This window comes from Nitrobacter sp. JJSN, assembly GCF_051912485.1.
GTDB lineage: Bacteria > Pseudomonadota > Alphaproteobacteria > Rhizobiales > Xanthobacteraceae > Nitrobacter.
Genome location: NZ_CP196822.1, coordinates 2771357 through 2789539, shown reverse-complemented (window position 1 = coordinate 2789539; position 18183 = coordinate 2771357). Strand labels below are relative to the sequence as shown.

Annotated in this window: 20 protein-coding genes; 16 read left to right on the top strand and 4 right to left on the bottom strand. The window is 60.9% G+C overall.

Going from position 1 to position 18183, the window contains the following annotated elements; translation table 11 throughout:
* The first annotated feature begins 146 nt into the window (after positions 1-146).
* The 14 genes from ACSZOQ_RS13800 (at position 147) to ACSZOQ_RS13735 (ending at position 12327) form a co-directional block, all read left to right on the top strand.
* On the top strand, positions 147-890 hold the full coding sequence (locus ACSZOQ_RS13800) for a biotin/lipoate--protein ligase family protein (protein WP_439926064.1): 744 nt from the start codon (positions 147-149) through the stop codon (positions 888-890).
* Positions 887-1426 carry a DUF6505 family protein gene (locus tag ACSZOQ_RS13795; RefSeq protein ID WP_439923055.1) on the top strand — a complete coding sequence of 180 codons (540 nt, stop codon included), beginning with the start codon at positions 887-889 and terminating at the stop codon, positions 1424-1426. Before ACSZOQ_RS13800 ends, ACSZOQ_RS13795 begins: the two co-directional genes overlap by 4 nt.
* Positions 1423-2430, top strand: a complete 1008-nt coding sequence (locus tag ACSZOQ_RS13790) for a DUF6352 family protein (protein WP_439923054.1) — start codon at positions 1423-1425, stop codon at positions 2428-2430. The genes ACSZOQ_RS13795 and ACSZOQ_RS13790 overlap by 4 nt, the downstream gene beginning before the upstream one ends.
* The gene (locus ACSZOQ_RS13785; RefSeq protein ID WP_439923053.1) at positions 2427-2945 is read left to right on the top strand and encodes a DUF3305 domain-containing protein; all 519 of its coding nucleotides are present in this window, start codon (positions 2427-2429) and stop codon (positions 2943-2945) included. Before ACSZOQ_RS13790 ends, ACSZOQ_RS13785 begins: the two co-directional genes overlap by 4 nt.
* Complete coding sequence (locus ACSZOQ_RS13780) at positions 2942-3649, top strand: DUF3306 domain-containing protein (RefSeq protein WP_439923052.1); 708 nt, start codon at positions 2942-2944, stop codon at positions 3647-3649. The genes ACSZOQ_RS13785 and ACSZOQ_RS13780 overlap by 4 nt, the downstream gene beginning before the upstream one ends.
* 123 nt (positions 3650-3772) lie before the next feature.
* Complete coding sequence (locus tag ACSZOQ_RS13775; protein WP_439926062.1) at positions 3773-4549, top strand: Cro/CI family transcriptional regulator; 777 nt, start codon at positions 3773-3775, stop codon at positions 4547-4549.
* Between the two features lie 33 nt (positions 4550-4582).
* Positions 4583-4801: a twin-arginine translocation signal domain-containing protein gene (locus ACSZOQ_RS13770; protein ID WP_439923051.1), complete on the top strand. Its 219-nt coding sequence runs from the start codon at positions 4583-4585 to the stop codon at positions 4799-4801.
* An 11-nt stretch (positions 4802-4812) separates the two neighbouring features.
* On the top strand, positions 4813-7764 hold the full coding sequence (locus ACSZOQ_RS13765) for a formate dehydrogenase subunit alpha (RefSeq protein WP_439923050.1): 2952 nt from the start codon (positions 4813-4815) through the stop codon (positions 7762-7764).
* A 12-nt stretch (positions 7765-7776) separates the two neighbouring features.
* Positions 7777-8373, top strand: a complete 597-nt coding sequence (fdh3B, locus tag ACSZOQ_RS13760; RefSeq protein WP_439923049.1) for a formate dehydrogenase FDH3 subunit beta — start codon at positions 7777-7779, stop codon at positions 8371-8373.
* 56 nt (positions 8374-8429) lie between these two features.
* Positions 8430-9443, top strand: a complete 1014-nt coding sequence (locus ACSZOQ_RS13755) for a formate dehydrogenase subunit gamma (RefSeq protein WP_439923048.1) — start codon at positions 8430-8432, stop codon at positions 9441-9443.
* Positions 9444-9750: 307 nt separating this feature from the next.
* Positions 9751-10443: an ABC transporter permease gene (locus tag ACSZOQ_RS13750; protein WP_439923047.1), complete on the top strand. Its 693-nt coding sequence runs from the start codon at positions 9751-9753 to the stop codon at positions 10441-10443.
* A gap of 2 nt (positions 10444-10445) precedes the next feature.
* Positions 10446-11171 carry an ATP-binding cassette domain-containing protein gene (locus tag ACSZOQ_RS13745; RefSeq protein ID WP_439926061.1) on the top strand — a complete coding sequence of 242 codons (726 nt, stop codon included), beginning with the start codon at positions 10446-10448 and terminating at the stop codon, positions 11169-11171.
* 19 nt (positions 11172-11190) lie between these two features.
* Positions 11191-12015 (top strand): extracellular solute-binding protein, encoded by an 825-nt coding sequence (locus ACSZOQ_RS13740; protein ID WP_439926059.1) that lies wholly within the window; start codon positions 11191-11193, stop codon positions 12013-12015.
* Positions 12016-12204: 189 nt separating this feature from the next.
* The gene (locus ACSZOQ_RS13735) at positions 12205-12327 is read left to right on the top strand and encodes a hypothetical protein (RefSeq protein WP_439923046.1); all 123 of its coding nucleotides are present in this window, start codon (positions 12205-12207) and stop codon (positions 12325-12327) included.
* A 60-nt stretch (positions 12328-12387) separates the two neighbouring features.
* Here ACSZOQ_RS13735 and ACSZOQ_RS13730 read toward each other — a convergent pair whose 3' ends face one another.
* The 3 genes from ACSZOQ_RS13730 to mobB are packed head-to-tail and all read right to left on the bottom strand — an operon-like array spanning position 12388 to position 14469.
* Positions 12388-12630, bottom strand: coding sequence for a sulfurtransferase TusA family protein (locus ACSZOQ_RS13730; protein WP_439923045.1), 243 nt, complete (start codon positions 12628-12630; stop codon positions 12388-12390).
* A 45-nt stretch (positions 12631-12675) separates the two neighbouring features.
* Positions 12676-13932 carry a molybdopterin molybdotransferase MoeA gene (locus tag ACSZOQ_RS13725; protein ID WP_439923044.1) on the bottom strand — a complete coding sequence of 419 codons (1257 nt, stop codon included), beginning with the start codon at positions 13930-13932 and terminating at the stop codon, positions 12676-12678.
* A 9-nt stretch (positions 13933-13941) separates the two neighbouring features.
* Positions 13942-14469 carry a molybdopterin-guanine dinucleotide biosynthesis protein B gene (gene mobB, locus ACSZOQ_RS13720; protein WP_439923043.1) on the bottom strand — a complete coding sequence of 176 codons (528 nt, stop codon included), beginning with the start codon at positions 14467-14469 and terminating at the stop codon, positions 13942-13944.
* A 177-nt stretch (positions 14470-14646) separates the two neighbouring features.
* Between mobB and fdhD the strand changes: the two genes are divergently transcribed.
* Positions 14647-15537 (top strand): formate dehydrogenase accessory sulfurtransferase FdhD, encoded by an 891-nt coding sequence (gene fdhD, locus ACSZOQ_RS13715; RefSeq protein WP_439923042.1) that lies wholly within the window; start codon positions 14647-14649, stop codon positions 15535-15537.
* Positions 15527-16180 (top strand): molybdenum cofactor guanylyltransferase MobA, encoded by a 654-nt coding sequence (gene mobA / locus ACSZOQ_RS13710; RefSeq protein ID WP_439923041.1) that lies wholly within the window; start codon positions 15527-15529, stop codon positions 16178-16180. The genes fdhD and mobA overlap by 11 nt, the downstream gene beginning before the upstream one ends.
* 41 nt (positions 16181-16221) lie before the next feature.
* Here the strand turns inward: mobA and ACSZOQ_RS13705 are convergent, their stop codons facing one another.
* Positions 16222-18183 carry a molybdopterin biosynthesis protein gene (locus tag ACSZOQ_RS13705; RefSeq protein WP_439923040.1) on the bottom strand — a complete coding sequence of 654 codons (1962 nt, stop codon included), beginning with the start codon at positions 18181-18183 and terminating at the stop codon, positions 16222-16224.

The window sequence follows — 18183 nt, the reverse complement described above, 5'->3', positions numbered from 1 at the left end:
CGAGCACATCAGAATTTTCCGGGGTCGATCCGCCATTGCCGCTGCCTGCGTTTATCGCCAGTCACGGGACTCGTATCGGAAGTCAGAAGCCTATAGCTATATAGGAACGAATGAAATAGTCGCCGGAGGTCGTCTTGTCGCCGACCATGCGCGTCCGCGCACCCTTCGAGCAGGTTCTCGATCTGCCGCCGCCGTTTACGCTGGTGACGCTGCGCGAGCGCTCGGATGCATTCACCCATGCGGTGGATATTGCGTCGCAATGCGGGGCCGGCACGCTGGTCTATGTCGGACGTTTCGACGTTGCGGAATTCGCGGTGGTTCTGGAGCCGGATGAACCGCTGCGCACGGCGCGCCGCGCCATTTACGCCGGCATGGTCGCATTGAGCGACGCCCTGCTGGCCCATGCGCCGCCGGGGAAATCGGTGACAGTCGACTGGCCGGATGCCATTCGCATCGATGGTGGTCTGACTGGCGGCGGACGTCTTGGATGGCCAAGGGGCACGAGGGAGGATGAACGGCCGCAATGGCTGGTATTCGGCGCCATGATCCGTACGGTGTTGATGTCGGGGGAGGAGCCCGGCGCGCATCCCCTCGCGTCGGCGCTCGAGCAGGAAGGTTTCGGCGATGTCGGTGCCGCAAAGCTGACCGAGGCTTTTGCGCGCCACCTGATGACGTCAATCGATGTCTGGCAATCGGACGGATTTGACGGCCTGGCGCGGCAATTTGCGCAACGGTTGCCGCGCTCGCCCGGCTCTGTCCGCGAGATTGCCGAGAATGGCGACTTGCTTGCGCGCCGGACAGGCGACACCGGCGCCGTGCGCCGTGAATTGCTGCCGGCATTGAATGCGCCATCGTGGCTCGATCCGGACACGGGAGGGCCGCGCCTGTGAAGCTGCTCCGGACAATCGCACTCGATCCATCGGATACGTTTGTGTTCGACCCGGCCGCCGAGCCGGGCGAATGGGCGGTGCCGGGCACCTTCCGGTTCTGGAGTGATGACCCGACGACGCTGCACGGCAAGGCGCGCTCCGCCTTTCGCAGCGGATTTCTCGGCCTGCAATCGTGGGGTTGGTCAACTCTCGTTCAGATCGTGGACGTGAACGATGGCGATCGCGATACGGTCGTGGACTTGCTTGCGCGACGTTTGATCGAGCGGCTCGGCGCGCCTGATCTCGCCGCCGCGCGAAGGGCGGCGGAGGAAGAGGTCGGTTTCGCCGAATCGCTTTGCAATGACCAAGCGGGCATCTTGATCGCGGTCCACCGCACGGTAGAGAATGGCGAGATCCGCGAAACATTTCGTACGCTGCGGTCGCGCTGCGGATCGCAACCCCATCGCGCATTCTCGTTTCTGGAAGTCGATGACGCCGAACCATCGGCGGACGAGATCGATCTGGCCGGCATCTCCGTGGAGCGTGAGCACGAATGAGGGATTTCTGGATATCCTGTGGCCATCATCTGCTCGACCGCGGACCGAGCGGTGGGCTGATCGCCACCGACGAATTTCTCAAGGCCTATTTCATCCGGCCCGAATTGATGCCGCCAACGGATGCTTGCGCGTTCGAGCGAAAATTGCATGCGGCGTTGCTGGCTCAACCACGACGGTCCGTTGAGGCGGCCGACATTTCCGCAATCGCTGATCCCGACGCGCGAGAAAACTGGCAGTTTGTGCTGACGTTTCGCGAGCTGTTGTTGCGCCACCAGACGCTCGAGGCCGCCTATCTCGCCTTGATGCGTAGCGGGGCGATGACATTGCCGCCGCTGTTCGTCAATCAGCTCACACACGTCATCCTGCGCAACGCGCTCGATGGCTGCGACGATCCGTTCGTTTTACGTGCCGGCGAACTGTTTTTCCGACCGCAGCACATCATGCTGAATCAACAATCCATGATAGCGGCCGATGAGGAATGGATCGCGAGCGCGAATCCGGCGCCCGTGACGCCGCTCTTGTCGTTGCTGGAAATACCCGCCGACGGACAGATCGAGGTCATGGACGACGCGACTGCAGCCAGCTATTGGCGTCGCAGCGATATGTTTGACCTGGGGCTGGATCTCTCGGCCGGAGGGCGTGGTCGGGCAGCCCTTGCAGAAGCAATGACCCGCTGGATCCGGCATCTGCTCTCTGTCGATGTGACGATCGAGCCGCTCGCGGAACTGCGCGATGCAGGGTTCACCTGGTACGTGGGGCTTGACTCTGAGGCGACCAGGATTGGTGACCGGCTCTGGAATAACGAAGTCCTCGACGACGGCATGGCGGGCCGCGTCGTGGCGCTTTTCCAGCTTGTGTTTTCAGATCATACAGCCATCATCGATGGGCGGATGAATGAGCCAGTTTATCTGATCTTGGCGGCATCGCCCGACCAAATTCTGCGCATGAAACCGCAGAATCTGGTCACCGGGCTGCCCGTCAAGCATCTGGAGGCCGCAAGTTGAGTCCTGCCGCGTTACCGCTTGTGCGCATTCCCGTCGGCGTGGTGATCGAACGCCGCGCGGCGGCATCGGACTGGACCGATTTTATCTGGCGCGCGGTCGGCGTGCTACCCGACGCGCCGGACATTGAGCCATGGACGATGTTGCGCGAAGGGGCAGATAGCACGCTTTATTATGCCGGGAGTGCTGCACTCGATCTCTATCGCTCGGAGACGGGGCGTTATCGCGAAAATCTGGCCTCCGGCGCAGCCAGCATCTGGGTGATTATGAGCCCGTCCGAAGGTCCGTGGCCTTATGCGGTCACGGCGGTTACGGCCGATTCTGCCGAGGGCGAGAGTTTCACTGACGCATCGGCCAATCTTGTCGAACCGGTGCCAATGCCGGATGTTATCCGCGGCGCCATTGAACGGTTCATCGCCGAACACCACGTCGAGAGGGAAGAGTTCGTCAAGCGTAAGCGTGGTCGCGCGAATCTCGAAGCACTCGGGCGGCGCTCACGCGGAGGTCGGGACGAATGACGGACAACAGCTTCCTGAGCCGTTGGTCACGCCGCAAACGCACGGCGAGCGTATCCGCCCGGTCCGAAGCGCCTGTTTCCGAGGCTAACGAGGAGCAGAAGAACGAGGGACAGGAGGACGAGAGCGTCCCGCCACCGTCGAACGGTGTCGAGGAATTCGATCTGGCGACATTGCCGTCGCTTGAGTCGATATCAGCGACCACCGACGTCACGGCGTTCCTGCGCAAGGGCGTTCCGCTGGCATTGAGTCGTGAAGCGCTCCGTCGTGCCTGGATCGCAGACCCGACAATCCGCGACTTCGTCGGGCTTGCCGAGAATGCCTGGGATTTCAATGATCCCGATGCGATGCCGGGGTTCGGTCCGCTGGACTATACACCGGAACAGCTGCGCGATCTGGTCGCCAAGATCGTTGGTGGCGTGCGGCGCGCGACCGACGACATCGCGGGCCTTGATGCTCCGAATTCCGGAACTGAACCGGCTCCGTCGGCGAAGGCTGACCGAAATGAGTCGCCGGAGGTGTCTGATGTAGCCGCAGTACCGGTCGAACAAATCGTTTGCAGAGCGGAACCGATCGAGCCGGAATATGTTGCGACGCAAGATCTGGACCCTGACCCTGACCTCCGCGAACGGCAAAAGAACGGTCAGCGAAGAGATGATGGAACCTTAGTTGCTCGTCCTACTCACGGCAGCGCATTGCCAAGATAGCATTGCGACGAAAGATATAGGCAGATCCTATAGTTGGCCATTGACGATCGTCAGCGCGCGGGCCTAACTTTTAATGGTTCCAAAGAGAAGAGGCGCATTGGGGCGCCCGCTCGGGAAATGAACATGCGCGATTCAGGATTAAATCGGGCAATTCAGGTGGCTGGTGGACAGGCCGAGCTTGCCCGCAGAATAGGCATCACGCAGCCATCGGTATCGAACTGGAACAGGGTCCCCGCCGAGCGGGTGATCGCTGTTGAAGCCGTAACCGGCATATCACGCATAGAACTTCGTCCTGATCTTTATAGCGAGTTGGCCGTGGCTGATGACGTTGACGACGTTGATATCGGCCGTGCCCAGGAATATGCGCTGCTTGCCACGCTGTTGTCGCGCGCCCCGTCGGATACGTTGCTCGCACAGATTGCCCGGCTGCACGGCGATGCGACGCCACTGGAATTGGCGCACGCCCGGCTGGCAGAAGCGGCATCGACAATCGCTCCCGCCGTCGTCGAGCGCGAATACTTCGACTTGTTCATCGGCCTGGGGCGAGGCGAATTATTGCCCTACGCATCGTTCTATCTTACCGGCTTCCTCAACGAACGGCCGCTGTCGCGCTTGCGACAGGATCTTGCTGCGCTCGGCATTGAACGCGTCGAGAACAATTTCGAGCCCGAGGATCATGCGTCGACACTATGCGAGATCATGGCCGGTCTGGCAGGCGGCGGCATCCCGGCTTCCAGAGAAACACAGCGCCTGATGTTTGAGAGGCATGTCGCGCCTTGGATGGGGCGCTTGTTCGCCGATATGGAGAACGCTGCCGGCGCGAATTTCTATCGATCAGTCGGGTCGCTTGGCCGCCTATTTCTGGAGATTGAAGCGGAGGCCTTTACGCTCGCCAACTGAACGGTAATCGAACGGTCACAAGGAGGACTCGCGATGAAAAACGACAACGATGACGGCGAAGCAGCCGTCGGACGTCGTGGTTTCCTGCGCGGGGTCGGCGTCGGCGCGCTGGGTGTCGGCGTGCTGGCTGTATCGCCGCTTGCGTCGTCCGCCAAGGCCGATAGCGAGACCTACGATGAGAAGCGCAAATCCCGCTATCGGGTAACCGACGACGTCAAGGCGTATTACCGCGTCAACCGTTATCCGGGCTGAAGGAGGCTGCCGTGCTGATCAAGAGAGCGCAGCGACAGAATGCGCAAAGCGTGCGCGGGGGTTCGGCTCTCGGGATATTGACCGAGCAGGGAAGTGGCTTCGATCGCCGTACGTTCCTGCGTCGCTCAGGTCTGGCCGCCGGCGGCCTTGCCGCGTTGAGCACGCTGCCACTTGGCACCGTCCGCAAGGCCGAAGCCGCGGCTGCGGGGCCGCTGACGTCGGGCGCGACGGTTCGCAAGAGCGTGTGTACGCATTGCTCCGTCGGCTGCACCGTTACTGCAGAGGTGCTGAACGGTGTCTGGATAGGACAGGAGCCGAGCTGGGATTCGCCGATCAATCGCGGCTCGCACTGCGCCAAGGGCGCGTCGGTGCGCGAACTCGTCCATGACGAGCGTCGCCTCCGCTACCCCATGAAACTTGTCAACGGGCAATGGACGCGCGTTTCATGGGAGACGGCGATCAATGAGATCGGCGACAAGTTAATGCAGCTTCGCGAGAAGTCCGGCGGCGATTCGGTATATTGGCTCGGCTCGGCGAAGATGACGAACGAAGGTTCGTATCTGTTCCGCAAGCTCGGTGCGTTCTGGGGCACCAACAACACCGATCACCAAGCGCGCATCTGCCATTCGACAACTGTGACCGGCGTGGCCAACACCTGGGGCTACGGCGCGATGACCAACAGCTTCAACGATATCCGCAACTCCAAAACGCAGATCATTATGGGCGGTAATCCCGCCGAAGCGCATCCGGTCTCGCTGCAACACCTTCTAGAAGGTGCCGAGCTGAACAAGGCAAATGTCGTCGTGATCGATCCTCGCATGACGCGAACCGCCGCACATGCGACCGACTATGTGCGGCTGCGGCCGGGAACGGATATTCCGGTTCTGTACGGAATGATGTGGCATATCCTCAAGAATGGCTGGGAGGACAAGGAATTCATCCAGCAACGCGTTTACGGCTTCGACGATCTTCGCAAGGAAGTGGAGAAGTGGCCTCCGGAAGAAGTCGAACGCGTCAGTGGTGTTCCGGGCGCGCAGCTTGAGCGCGTCGCCAAGATGTTTGCGACGGAAAAGCCCGCGACGTTGATCTGGTGCATGGGGCAGACCCAACATACGGTCGGCACGGCGAATGTGCGCGCGAGCTGCATCGCGTTGCTGCTCACCGGCAACGTCGGCAAGCCCGGCACTGGCGCCAATATCTTCCGCGGGCATGACAACGTGCAAGGCGCGACCGATGTCGGGCTCGATATCGTGACGCTGCCTTTCTACTACGGCCTGGCCGAAGGTGCCTGGAAGCACTGGTCGCGTGTCTGGGAGGTTGAATACGACTACTTGGTGTCGCGTTTCGATGACAAGAAAACGATGGAAACACCCGGCATTCCGCTGACGCGCTGGTTCGACGCGGTCATCCTTCCGAAAGCCGACGTGGCCCAAAAGGATAATGTGAAGGCAGTGTTCGTGCAGGGACACGCCAGCAACAGCATTACGCGAATTCCCGAATCGCTGAAGGGACTCCAGGCGCTGGAATTGCTTGTCATCGCCGATCCGCATCCGACCACATGGGCTTCGCTCGCGGTGCAGTCCGGCCGCAAGGACGGTGTTTATCTTTTGCCGGTTGCCACGCAGTTCGAATGCAAGGGCTCGCGCGTCGCCTCGAATCGTTCGTTGCAATGGGGTGAGCAGATCGTGAAGCCGGTCTTCGAGTCGAAGGACGACCTCGAGGTCATGTATCTGGTCGCCAGCAAGCTCGGCTTTGCCGACAAGATGTTCAAGAACATCAAGGTCGAGGACAACCTGCCGGTGGCGGAGGATATCCTTCGCGAGATGAATCGCGGGAGCTGGTCGACCGGTTATTGCGGCCAGTCGCCGGAACGCCTCAAGGCGCACATGAAAAACCAGCACAAGTTCGATCTGGTCACCATGCGCGCGCCAAAGGATGATCCGGAAGTCGGTGGTGACTATTACGGCTTGCCGTGGCCGTGCTGGGGTTCGCCGGAGGTGCGGCATCCGGGCACGCCGCTGCTCTACAACACCAACCTTGCGGTCATGGATGGCGGTGGTTGCTTCCGCCCGCGTTTCGGAATCGAGCGGGAGGAGAAGCTGCCCGATGGCAGCACCCGCAAGGTCAGCCTGCTCGCGGATGGATCCTATTCGAAGGATTCGGAAATCAAGGACGGTTATCCCGAATTCACGCTGGCGAGCTTGAAGAAGCTTGGTTGGGACAAGGATTTGACCGAGAGCGAGATGGCCACGATCAACAAGGTCAATCCCGACAAACCGGATACGGTGTCCTGGTCGCTCGATCTCTCGGGCGGCATTCAGCGCGTGGCGCTGATGCATGGCTGCGTTCCCTATGGCAACGGCAAGGCGCGCATGAATGCCTTCGGTCTACCGGATCCGATCCCGGTGCATCGTGAACCCATTTACTCCCCGCGGGTCGATCTGGTGTCGCAATATCCGACGTTGCCGGACGCCAAGCAGTTCCGGTTGCCCAACATCGGCTTCTCCGTGCAGAAGGCCGCGGTCGAGAAGGGAATCGCCAAGCAATTCCCACTCATCCTCTCCTCGGGCCGCTTGGTTGAATATGAGGGTGGCGGCGAGGAGACTCGGAGCAATCCGTGGCTCGCCGAACTGCAGCAGGACATGTTCATCGAGATCAGCGTCGCGGACGCCGCCGAGCGCGGCATCAAGGACGGCGGCTGGGTCTGGGTGACGGGCGCCGAGAACAATTCGAGGGCGAAGGTGAAGGCGCTGGTGACGGAGCGGGTCGGCAAGGGCGTGGCGTGGATGCCGTTCCACTTCGGTGGCTGGTTCGGAGGCGTCGATCTGCGCAACAACTACCCTAAGGGGACCGATCCGATCGTGCTGGGCGAGAGTGCCAATACGATCACGACCTACGGCTACGATCCTGCAACGGGCATGCAGGAGCCGAAGGTCACGCTCTGTCAGATCGTCGCGGCATAAGGAGCAACAGCCATGGCCCGGATGAAGTTTCTCTGCGACGCCGATCGTTGCATCGAATGCAACGCTTGCGTTACTGCCTGCAAGAATGAGCATGAGGTGCCATGGGGGATCAATCGGCGCCGGGTCGTGACCATCAACGATGGCAAGCCGGGCGAGCGCTCGGTCTCGATGGCGTGCATGCACTGCACCGACGCGCCATGTGCTGCGGTGTGCCCCGTGAACTGCTTCTACACCACGGAAGACGGCGTGGTGTTGCACTCCAAGGACCTTTGCATTGGCTGCGGCTATTGTTTCTATGCATGCCCGTTCGGCGCGCCGCAGTATCCGAAGGTCGGTAACTTTGGCTCGCGCGGCAAGATGGACAAGTGCACGTTCTGCGCTGGCGGGCCGGAGGCCGATGGCTCCAAGGAAGAATACGAGAAATACGGAGCCAATCGTCTTGCCGAAGGCAAGCTGCCGCTGTGCGCGGAGATGTGCTCGACCAAATCGTTGCTCGCTGGCGATGGCGAAATCATCGCGCAAATCTACAAGGAGAGGGTGACAAAACGGGGGTACGGTTCCGGTGCGTGGGGTTGGCAGACAGCCTACCGGGAGAGCGTTGCGTCGTGAGTCGCGGGTGAGAGCGGCTGCGCGACGGGCGCGGCTGACAATCGAGGAGAATCCTCATGGCGTCTTTTGCAAGATATGTTCGCTTCGTCGCCTGCGCCTGGGCCGTGTTTTTCATCCTCGTTTTGGTTATTCCGGCATCCGCCCAGCAGCCGTCCCGGGTCGACCCGACCGCGAGCGCCGTGACGGAGCAGAAGCTTTTTCAGGAACAGAACCACATCCAGGGGCGCGTCAGCATTCCAAATCAGCGCTCAGGCGTGCTGGAACAACCGGCTGGGCGGGACTGGCGGCATTTCCGCGATGTCACGCTGCGCTGGATTGGCGGCATCGCAATTCTTGGCATGCTTGCCATCCTCTGCATTTTCTATCTGGCGCGGGGCATGGTTCGCATCGAAAGCGGTCGCTCTGGCCGCACCATCGTCCGCTTCTCGGCCTTCGAGCGCTTCGTGCACTGGATGACCGCAACCTGTTTCATCATTCTCGCAATTTCAGGCTTGAACATTACCTTCGGTCGTCCGCTTTTGCTGCCTTTGATTGGTTTTGAGGCATTCTCGGAATGGTCGCAGTGGGCAAAGTACGCGCACAATTATCTGAGCTTTCCCTTCACCCTCGGTGTCATTCTGATTTTCCTGATGTGGATCGCCGGCAACATTCCCAACAAGGTCGATGTTGAGTGGCTCAAGCGCGGCGGTGGCATGGTCGGTCATGACCATCCGCCGGCTTACCGCTTCAATGCCGGTCAGAAGGCTATCTACTGGATCGTCGTCATCGGTGGAGGCCTTGTAGCGGCGACCGGCTATCTGTTGATGTTCCCGTTCTATTTGACGGACATCGAAGGCATGCAACTCGCACATGTCGTTCACGCCGTGGTCTCAGTGCTGTTCGTCGCCGTTATGCTGGCGCATATCTACATTGGCACGATTGGAATGGAGGGAGCATTTGAGGCGATGGGCGAGGGCACGGTGGACCGGAACTGGGCCAGGGAACATCATAGCCTCTGGCTCGATGAGCAAAATGCCCGCACCGGCGCCAACGAAACACCCCGTCGGCCGTCGGTAACGCCAGCGGAGTAGAACCTCAGGCCTGTGTCGGATTTTCTCCATCCACCCCGGCGTTTTGTCACGGCGGCTGATGTCTATGGTGTTTTCGAGCGAAGCCTGTCCTCGGGTTCGATCCGAGGATAGATACCAGTTCGGATGAAGAAAGCGCGTCAGGCGAAAAGCGCTAGAATCATAGGCCCATTAGGCCGCGAGCGGGACAGCCGAAGGCTCGGGCCGCTTCATCGATGGTCAACAGTTCCATCATATGAATCAATCGACAAATTGATGATTGCTCTTCGGAAATTGACCATTTCCGTGAAGTTTGCGCAAGATAGGCGGCATGGAACCAACCGTCTCGGCGTTTCAACTCTTGCTGGCCGGTGACCCCGGGCTGTTTGCGATCGTCCGGCTGTCGCTGATTGTGAGCATGAGCGCGGTCGGCGTCGCGACCTTGATTGGCATCCCTCTCGGTGCGTCCATCGCTCTCACGCATTTCCCCGGCCGGGCCGTCGTCGTTGTCGTTTTCAACGCGTTGATGGGCTTGCCGCCGGTTGTTGCCGGCCTTGCCGTTTTTCTGCTGCTCTCGCGATCGGGTCCGCTCGGCCCATTAGGTCTGTTGTTTACGCCGACTGGGATGGTTTTTGCGCAGGTCATCCTGGTGACGCCTATCATTGTCGCACTGACACGTCAGACCATCGAGGATCTTTGGGGGGAATATTGCGACGAACTCACCGCGATGAATGTCGGCGCGGTCCGGCGCGTGGGAACGCTGATCTGGGACGGCCGTTTCAGCCTCATCACCATCGTGCTCGCCGGATTCGGGCGAGCGGCAGCAGAGGTCGGGGCTATCATAATTGTCGGCGGCAATATCGAAGGCTTCACCAGGACCATGACGACTGCCATTGCATTGGAGACGTCTAAGGGCGACCTGCCGCTCGCCATCGGCCTTGGCGTAATTCTTATTGCTATTGTCGTGCTGGTCAATGCGCTGGCATGGACCGCGGGGCGAGCGGCCCAGCGATATGCAGGATGACCATGCGGGCTCCCAGCGCCGAGTTGCCGATCTGTTTTAGCGACGTCACCGTCGAGACTCATGGCGTTACCATTCTCGACCGGATTACCCTTGCGCTGGCAGCGGGACCGCCAACGGTGCTGATCGGGCCAAATGGCTCCGGCAAGACAACGTTTCTGCGCATTGCGATGGGGCTCACATCGCCCTCCGCTGGAACCATCACCTGGGGAGGACGGGAGAACGTCGCGCCGGTGCGTCGGGCAATCGTGTTTCAACATCCCGTCATGCTCAGACGCACGGCTGCCGAGAATCTGCGATATGCACTCAAGGCTTCAGCCCGAATGCCGCGCGAAAGACATGATGCCCGGATCGCCGAGTTGCTGTCGCTTGTAGGACTTTCCGAATTCGGCGACCGTCCGGCGCGCCGGATGTCCGGTGGCGAAAAGCAGCGCCTTGCGCTTGCGCGTGCGCTGGCGCGCGATCCCGCGGTGCTTTTCCTCGACGAGCCGAGCGCCAGCCTTGATCCGGCGGCCGCCAAGGCGGTCGAGGATGTCATTCGCACCGTCACCGCGCGCAACATCAAGATCATCATGTCGACCCACGACCTGGGGTCCGCCAGACGTCTCGCCGGAGACATTGTCTTCATGCATCGCGGTCGCGTGGTTGAGACCGGTGCCGCTTCAATGTTTTTCAATGAACCGCATAGTGACGAGGCAAAAATCTTCATCAGCGGTGATTTGCTCGTCTGACAAAACCGGAGGAAATCAAATGCTTGCTCGCAGACTGCTGATTGCCGCTGCCGCGGCGATTTTTGCTTTTCCAGTTCTCGCCCAAGACAAATCCATCGTCGTCGCTTCGACGACGTCAACGCAGGATTCAGGCCTGTTTGGTTACATCCTGCCGTTGTTCAAGAATGCCACCGGAATCGACGTAAAGGTTGTCGCGCAGGGGACCGGCCAGGCTCTCGACACCGGACGGCGTGGAGACGCCGACGTCGTTTTTGTCCATGCCAAATCAGCAGAAGAGAAGTTTTTATCCGAAGGCTTTGGCGTGAAACGGTATCCCGTCATGTACAACGACTTCATCCTGGTCGGGCCCAAGAGCGATCCCGTCGGAGTCAAGGGCACCAAAGACATCGTCAAGGCGTTGACCGCCATCAAGGATAAAGGCGCGTCGTTCGTTTCGCGCGGCGACCGTTCCGGCACGCATATTGCCGAGATCAAGCTCTGGACAATGGCCGGCATCGACATCGGGAAGGATAGGGGGCCGTGGTACAAGGAAATTGGCCAAGGGATGGGCGCCGCGCTCAACATCGCGTCGGCCTCAAATTCTTACGTGTTGTCCGATCGCGGCACCTGGCTATCTTTCAAGAATCGCGGTGACCTCGAGATCGTTGTTGAAGGCGACAAGCGCCTCTTCAACCAATACGGTGTTATGCTTGTGAATCCGGCAAAGCATCCAGCGGTTAAGACGACGCTCGGTCAGCAGTTCATCGATTGGCTGATCTCGCCGGAAGGGCAGACGGCAATCGCCAACTATAAGATCGACAGCAATCAATTGTTCTATCCGAATGCCAACGATCCGGGCGCGTGACAGGGGGCTTTGCCGGTCACTCACCGGCTGCTGCCGTCGCGGTTTGTAAAGCCTGGATGAGGATGTCGCTGCGTGGACATCGGTGATGCGCGCCCGCAGATCGGTACGCCAGACCCGATACTTAGCTTTGTCGGAAAGATGGAATTTTGATATATTGCAAATGATTACCTCGTTCTGGAGGACACCCGAATGAAAGCCTTTTTGCTGGCGTGCGTCTGCGCCGTCGTGCTTGCGCTTGTGGCCGTCGAGGGCCTCAATGTCGTTCAGAAACCGGTCAGTGTTGCCTTCTCCACATCAGGTGTTCGCCTCTAGTGATCACTATCTATCGTGGACGGACCGATAACCAGCGGCGCGAACTCTGGACCGAAATGTTCAGATTTTTATCTCGCCATTCGTTTTCTCTATCAGGAAAACGATGCGCTGCTCGCTGCGCTCGGTAATTTCGACCCTGTCGCCGGTTTCGCGGATCAGATTTGGAATATCGATGACCGACAATGGGTCGGTGCAATGCACTTCGAGCTGATCGCCCGTCCGCAATGGCTTCAGCGCCTTTCTTGTTTTCAAGGCCGGCAATGGACATTTCAGTCCGGTAAGATCGAGTTTCGTCCTGTTCATGTGCGCAAGATGACGGTGGGTGGGGTCAAGGTCAACGCAGGATCCTCACAGCAGGCTGGCATAATGAAGAAATCCGACGCTCTGCCCGGGCTCGATCTGAGTAATGGATTCACCAAGCTCGACTAGACCATCGGTATCGACCAGCGACGATAAAAGTCCGGCGCCCTCGCGCGGAAACTTGATCGCCTCGAGTGCACCATCGTTGGCCTTGCGCAAGCTGGCGCGGACATATTCGCGTCGGCCCGCCTTTTTCTTGTAGGCGAAAGCCGCTCGCACCGGCATCGGGATAAGCGGTTCGGGCAAGGCGCCCGACAACGCCAGCACCGTCGGCCGCACGACATGAACGAAGGTGACGAAGCTCGCGACCGGATTGCCCGGCAATCCGATCAAGGGCGTGCCGCCGATGATCCCCATCGCGACGGGGCGGCCCGGCTTGATCGCCATGCGCCACATCACCAGCGTGCCGATACTTTCAACCGCCGCCTTGACATGATCCTCTTCGCCCGTCGAAACGCCACCGGTGGTCAGGATCAGATCGCATTCGCCTGCGACCTTCTTGAGACCGCTGGCGAGCGACATAGCGTCGTCACGCAGGATGCCGAGGTCGGTAATCTCGCAGCGGAGCCTGCGCAGCATTGCCATCAGCATGAAGCGGTTGGAATCGTATAGTTGTGCGCCAGCACGCGCTTCGCCCGGCGAGGCCAACTCGTTGCCGGTCGAAAATACCGCGACACGGATCCGTCTGACGACCTTGAGATGGGTCAAGCCGAACGCGGCAGCGAGAGCGACGTGCTGTGGGCTCAGGCGCTGACCGGCACGCAGGCCAATTTTGCCTTGTGGGATGTCCTCACCCGCGGGACGGACATTGGCCCCCGGCCGCAAGCCAGGCGGCAAAACGACCTTGCCGAATGAATCGATCCGGACGTCTTCCTGCATGAACACCGTATCGGCGCCCGGCGGGATCGGCGCGCCGGTAAAGATTCGCGCAGCATGACCGGCCTGCAACGGCTCGTACGCCGCGGCGCCAGCCTGAATGCGGCCGACCACCGGCAGGATCTGCTCCGCCGTTTTCGCAATGTCCTCGCTACGCACCGCGTAACCATCGACCGCGGAATTGGTGAAAGGCGGTAGCGGCAACGGCGCGGTGACGTCGCGTGCGAGCACGCGTCCATCGCTGTCGAGAAGGGGTACCGTTTCGCTGTCCATGATCGCGTTGACGGACGCCGCGATCAGGCCGACCGCGTTATCGACCGACATCATCGGTCCGCCGAAGGCAAAACAATCGTCGGACAATTGAGCCATGGCGCCTCTTCAGCCTCGTGCCACGCGCACTCTATCGATCTCCTCCATGGGCATCGCCGCGCGCTGCACGAGCGTGGCGATCGCGGAGATATCATCGAGGTGGGCCACCGGCAGCTTGGTTTCAACAGGAATATCCGCGGTGATGCCGACGATGTTATGGTCGTCAGGGAACAGGAAAGGCTTGTCGTTGCCGGCTCGGTGTACCTCGATCTTGGGCAGCGGCTCGCGCTTGAACCCTTCGACGATGACGAGGTCAACCGGGGCCAGCTTTGGCAGCAATTCAAAAAGGTGCAGTTCGGGAGCTTCGTGCAGCTCGTGCATTAGCGCCCAGCGCCGCTTGGATGAAACCAGGACTTCGGTTGCGCCCGCCTCGCGGTGACGCCAGGAATCTTTGCCAGGCACATCCACATCGAAATTGTGATGAGCATGCTTGACTACGGAAATACGGAGGCCCTCTTTCAGCAAATACGGGATGAGGCGGGTCAGCAACGTGGTCTTCCCGGCACCGCTCCATCCTGCTAGGCCGATCACTTTCATCCTAGGCCTCGGTACTCACTTTCCGCGCCATCGCGAGCAGCGACGGGGCGGATCAATCCAGATTGCTTTCGTACCACCCACTCTTGCTGCGCTCGCAACGAAAGGCACGGCGGCGTGTAATCCGTTCTCCGCATGTTTATATCGGTTCAACGCCAATGTCATGCTAGCGTCTTTGGTATGATGAAGATCGAAAAATCGCCGGTCCCCCTGATCGTCCCGAGTCCGGACGATTCACGGCTGACCCAGCGCGTCACCGGGATCGACCAGACCGGCGCGAATGTCGAAATCAAGGTGCCGATGGAGCGGCCGCTGACGCTCTACCTGAACGCTCAGGAGATCGTCACCATGATGACGATCGGCGACCATCCGGAATATCTCGCGCTGGGCTATTTGCTCAACCAGAACATGCTGAAATACGACGACGTCGTCACCGAGGTCGAATATGACGACGATCTGCAGGTCGTGGTGGTCAGGACCGAGCATCACACCAATTTCGAGCACAAGCTGAAGAAGCGTACGCAGACTTCCGGCTGCGCGCAGGGTACGGCATTCGGCGATCTACTCGAAGCGGTCGAAAGCGTTGCACTTCCCAAGGCTGAATTGCGCACATCCTGGCTGTACCAGATGACGCACACGATCAACACCATGCCCTCGCTCTACCTTGAGGCTGGCGCTATCCATGGCTGCGTGCTGTGCAGGGAAGGCACGCCGCTCTGCTACACCGAAGATGTCGGCCGTCACAACGCCGTCGACAAGATTGCCGGCTGGATGTACCAGCACGGCGTCGATCCCGCCGACAAGATCCTTTACACCACAGGACGGCTGACCTCGGAGATGGTGATCAAGACCGTGCGCATGGGCATTCCGATCCTGGTGTCGCGCTCGGGCTTCACCGCCTGGGGCGTCGATCTGGCGCGGCAAGTGGGATTGACGCTGGTCGGGCGCGCGCGGGGAAAACGCTTCATCGCGTTGTCGGGCGAAGAGCGCATCGTCCACGACCAGAATATCACTTATATCGAGGAAGAGTCGGCGCGGCACAAGCGTAAGGGGGAAGGCGGTGACGATTGAGATTCCGCCGACCCCTGGCGTGCTGCTCGCCGGCGGTCTTGCGCGACGCATGGGCGGCGGCGACAAGCCGATGCGGACGATCGCGGGTCGTACCATTCTGGAGCGCGTGATCGCGCGGCTGAAGCCGCAATGCGATGGAATCATCCTCAACGCCAATGGCGACCCGGGAAGGTTCGCTACATTCGGGCTTACGGTCGTCGCCGACAACGTGCCCGATTTTCCCGGACCGCTCGCCGGCATTCTTGCTGCGCTTGACTGGGTGACCGCAAACCGCCCCGGGGTCGAGTGGGTGCTAAGTGCCGCCGCGGATTGCCCGTTCCTGCCGCGCGATCTGGTCGTGCGTCTGCATCAGGTCCGCGCGGCAGAGAAGGCCCAACTCGCGGTGGCCGCGTCCGGCGGACAATCGCATCCGGTGATCGGGCTCTGGCATGTCGGCCTTCGCGAGGAGCTGCGCCGCGCGCTGGTCAAAGAAGACATCCGCAAGATCGACCGCTGGACCGCACGCTACCCGCTCGCGACCGTAAGCTGGTCGATCGAACCGCTCGATCCGTTCTTCAATGCCAACACGGTCGAAGACATCGCGGAGGCGGAACGGCTGGCCGCCCTCGACGGGGATGAGAGCGGGATGAGGAAAAGTGTGTAACGGTTTTCCGCCCGCATCCCGCTCTAAAATATTAGAATCGATCACGCTCGCCGAAAGCCGGCATGTTCCAGTGCTGTACGGATTTCGTCCGATGCCAGCGCGTCGAGAAAGGCTTGTACCGCAGGACGTTGCTTTCGCGCCGTTACCATAGCGAAATCGTAATGCTCCTCGGCGAGCGGAATGAAACCGAGATCGGAGGCCCGCGCTACCGGCGCGATGGTCATGCCCCAATCGGCGCGACGCTGGGCTACGGCTGCGGCAACCGCATTATGCGAACGTGGCTGGTTCCAGTAGCCTTCCGGCCGCGCACCTCCGAGCAGCTGGTCGATCAGGATCCGCGTGCCTGCGCCCTGGTTGCGGTTCACCATGATGCAGGCAGGATCGGCCAGCGCGGCACGCACGGCTTCCTGCGCACTCGCGCCTTCGAATCGGCGGTCGCCCTTGCAAAACACAATGCCCTGCATGCGGCGCCAACCCGGCAGCAATTCGAGTCCTTCGACCAGGAATGGTGTGTTGTAGGTCTCCGTCTTATCGTCGAACAGATGAATAGGCGCGAGATCGCACTCGCCACGCCGCGCCGCTGCCAGTCCGCCGAGGCTGCCGACCGCGATCGAGCGCACCATGAGGCCCGCGCGCGCGAGCGGCGTGGTGACGAGATCAAGGCCGGTGCAATGGCTCCCTATGATCACAAGATCCGGCGCTCGAACATGCGGGGTGAACAGCGTGACTTCCGCCTCGGTATCGGCCGGCATGTGATCGGCCAATGTATCGATACGCAGGAAACCATCGGCCTGTGCGAACGAGGTGATCGCACCAGAGCCCTTGCCGGTTGGATAGGCTATCAATCCGTCGCGACCTTCGACCAGCGACACCATAACGAACTCGGTGCGGCCGAGTTCGGAAGCGATCCGTATCGGAACCTTCGCGCTGACTTTGGCATCGGTGCGCGGCGGCATACCGGCCAATCGCCGCAGCACCGGTACGATCATGTCGTGAAAAGTGAACATCGCCGAGGTCGGAAATCCCGGCAGGATGACGACCGGCTTGCCGTCACAGACGGCCAGACAGAGCGGTTTGCCCGGTTTGAGGGCAACGCCATGCGCGATGATGCCCGGCCTGCCGAGCCGGCCGATGATGCGGTGAGACAGATCGCCGCCGCCCTTGGAGGTACCGCCGGACAGCACCAGCATGTCGCTTTCGAGAAGCGCGCGCCGCATTGCCGCCTCGAGCTGAGCATCATTGTCCGGGATAGCGCCGAGAAAAACAGCATCCCCGCCGTTTTCATCTATCGCCGCGGTGACGATCGCGCCGTTAGTATCGTAGATCGCGGCGGGTCGGAGCGGTGAACCTGGCTGCACCAGTTCGTCGCCTGTCGAGAGGACAGCAACGCGCGGCCTCCGGGCAACACTGACGTCCGCGATGCCACATGCCGCCAGTATGCCGACCTCGCGCGAGCCGATCACCGTTCCTGCCCGCAGCACCGTCTCGCCGCGGGCGATGTCGGAGCCGGCATAGGAGACGAATTGTCCGGGCGAAGCGGTGCGACGCACGTCGATGGCGGAGCCGCCCGCCGGCTGGGTGTGCTCGACCATGACGACGGCATCGGCGCCGCGCGGCAAAGGGCCGCCGGTCGCGATCGTCGTCGCCGTTCCCGCCAGCACCGGCTTGCTGGGCGCGGTGCCGCAGGCGATCGTTTCGTCGTTCAGCACGAGCCGCACCGGGGCGCCTTCGGTCGCCGAAGACAGATCGACCGAGCGAACAGCAAAACCGTCGACATTGGAACGATCGAAAGGCGGCACGTCGAGCGGCGCCACCACATCGTCGGCGAGCGCGTTGCCGAGCGCATCGGCAAGCCTGCGCTGCTCCAGCGTGACCGCGCGCGGAAACAGCGCGGCCTCAAACCGTTTGAGAGCTTCTTCGCGCGACAGGATCGTGAGGAATTGGTCCTGTTCGCTGCTATCGCGATCGTTCGGGGACGGGATGTCGGTCATCTTCCGAGCCAT

Bases quoted from the DNA above. Each gene is read 5' to 3' on its own strand.
- ACSZOQ_RS13730 (WP_439923045.1), bottom strand. From the start codon at position 12,630: ATGAACAGGACGAAACTCGATCTTACCGGACTGAAATGTCCATTGCCG.
- ACSZOQ_RS13755 (WP_439923048.1), top strand. From the start codon at position 8,430: ATGGCGTCTTTTGCAAGATATGTTCGCTTCGTCGCCTGCGCCTGGGCC.
- ACSZOQ_RS13725 (WP_439923044.1), bottom strand. From the start codon at position 13,932: ATGGCTCAATTGTCCGACGATTGTTTTGCCTTCGGCGGACCGATGATG.
- ACSZOQ_RS13705 (WP_439923040.1), bottom strand. From the start codon at position 18,183: ATGGCTCGGAAGATGACCGACATCCCGTCCCCGAACGATCGCGATAGC.
- fdhD (WP_439923042.1), top strand. From the start codon at position 14,647: ATGATGAAGATCGAAAAATCGCCGGTCCCCCTGATCGTCCCGAGTCCG.
- ACSZOQ_RS13800 (WP_439926064.1), top strand. From the start codon at position 147: ATGCGCGTCCGCGCACCCTTCGAGCAGGTTCTCGATCTGCCGCCGCCG.
- ACSZOQ_RS13775 (WP_439926062.1), top strand. From the start codon at position 3,773: ATGCGCGATTCAGGATTAAATCGGGCAATTCAGGTGGCTGGTGGACAG.
- mobB (WP_439923043.1), bottom strand. From the start codon at position 14,469: ATGAAAGTGATCGGCCTAGCAGGATGGAGCGGTGCCGGGAAGACCACG.
- ACSZOQ_RS13780 (WP_439923052.1), top strand. From the start codon at position 2,942: ATGACGGACAACAGCTTCCTGAGCCGTTGGTCACGCCGCAAACGCACG.
- ACSZOQ_RS13740 (WP_439926059.1), top strand. From the start codon at position 11,191: ATGCTTGCTCGCAGACTGCTGATTGCCGCTGCCGCGGCGATTTTTGCT.
- ACSZOQ_RS13770 (WP_439923051.1), top strand. From the start codon at position 4,583: ATGAAAAACGACAACGATGACGGCGAAGCAGCCGTCGGACGTCGTGGT.
- ACSZOQ_RS13790 (WP_439923054.1), top strand. From the start codon at position 1,423: ATGAGGGATTTCTGGATATCCTGTGGCCATCATCTGCTCGACCGCGGA.
- ACSZOQ_RS13735 (WP_439923046.1), top strand. From the start codon at position 12,205: ATGAAAGCCTTTTTGCTGGCGTGCGTCTGCGCCGTCGTGCTTGCGCTT.
- ACSZOQ_RS13745 (WP_439926061.1), top strand. From the start codon at position 10,446: ATGCGGGCTCCCAGCGCCGAGTTGCCGATCTGTTTTAGCGACGTCACC.
- ACSZOQ_RS13750 (WP_439923047.1), top strand. From the start codon at position 9,751: ATGGAACCAACCGTCTCGGCGTTTCAACTCTTGCTGGCCGGTGACCCC.
- fdh3B (WP_439923049.1), top strand. From the start codon at position 7,777: ATGGCCCGGATGAAGTTTCTCTGCGACGCCGATCGTTGCATCGAATGC.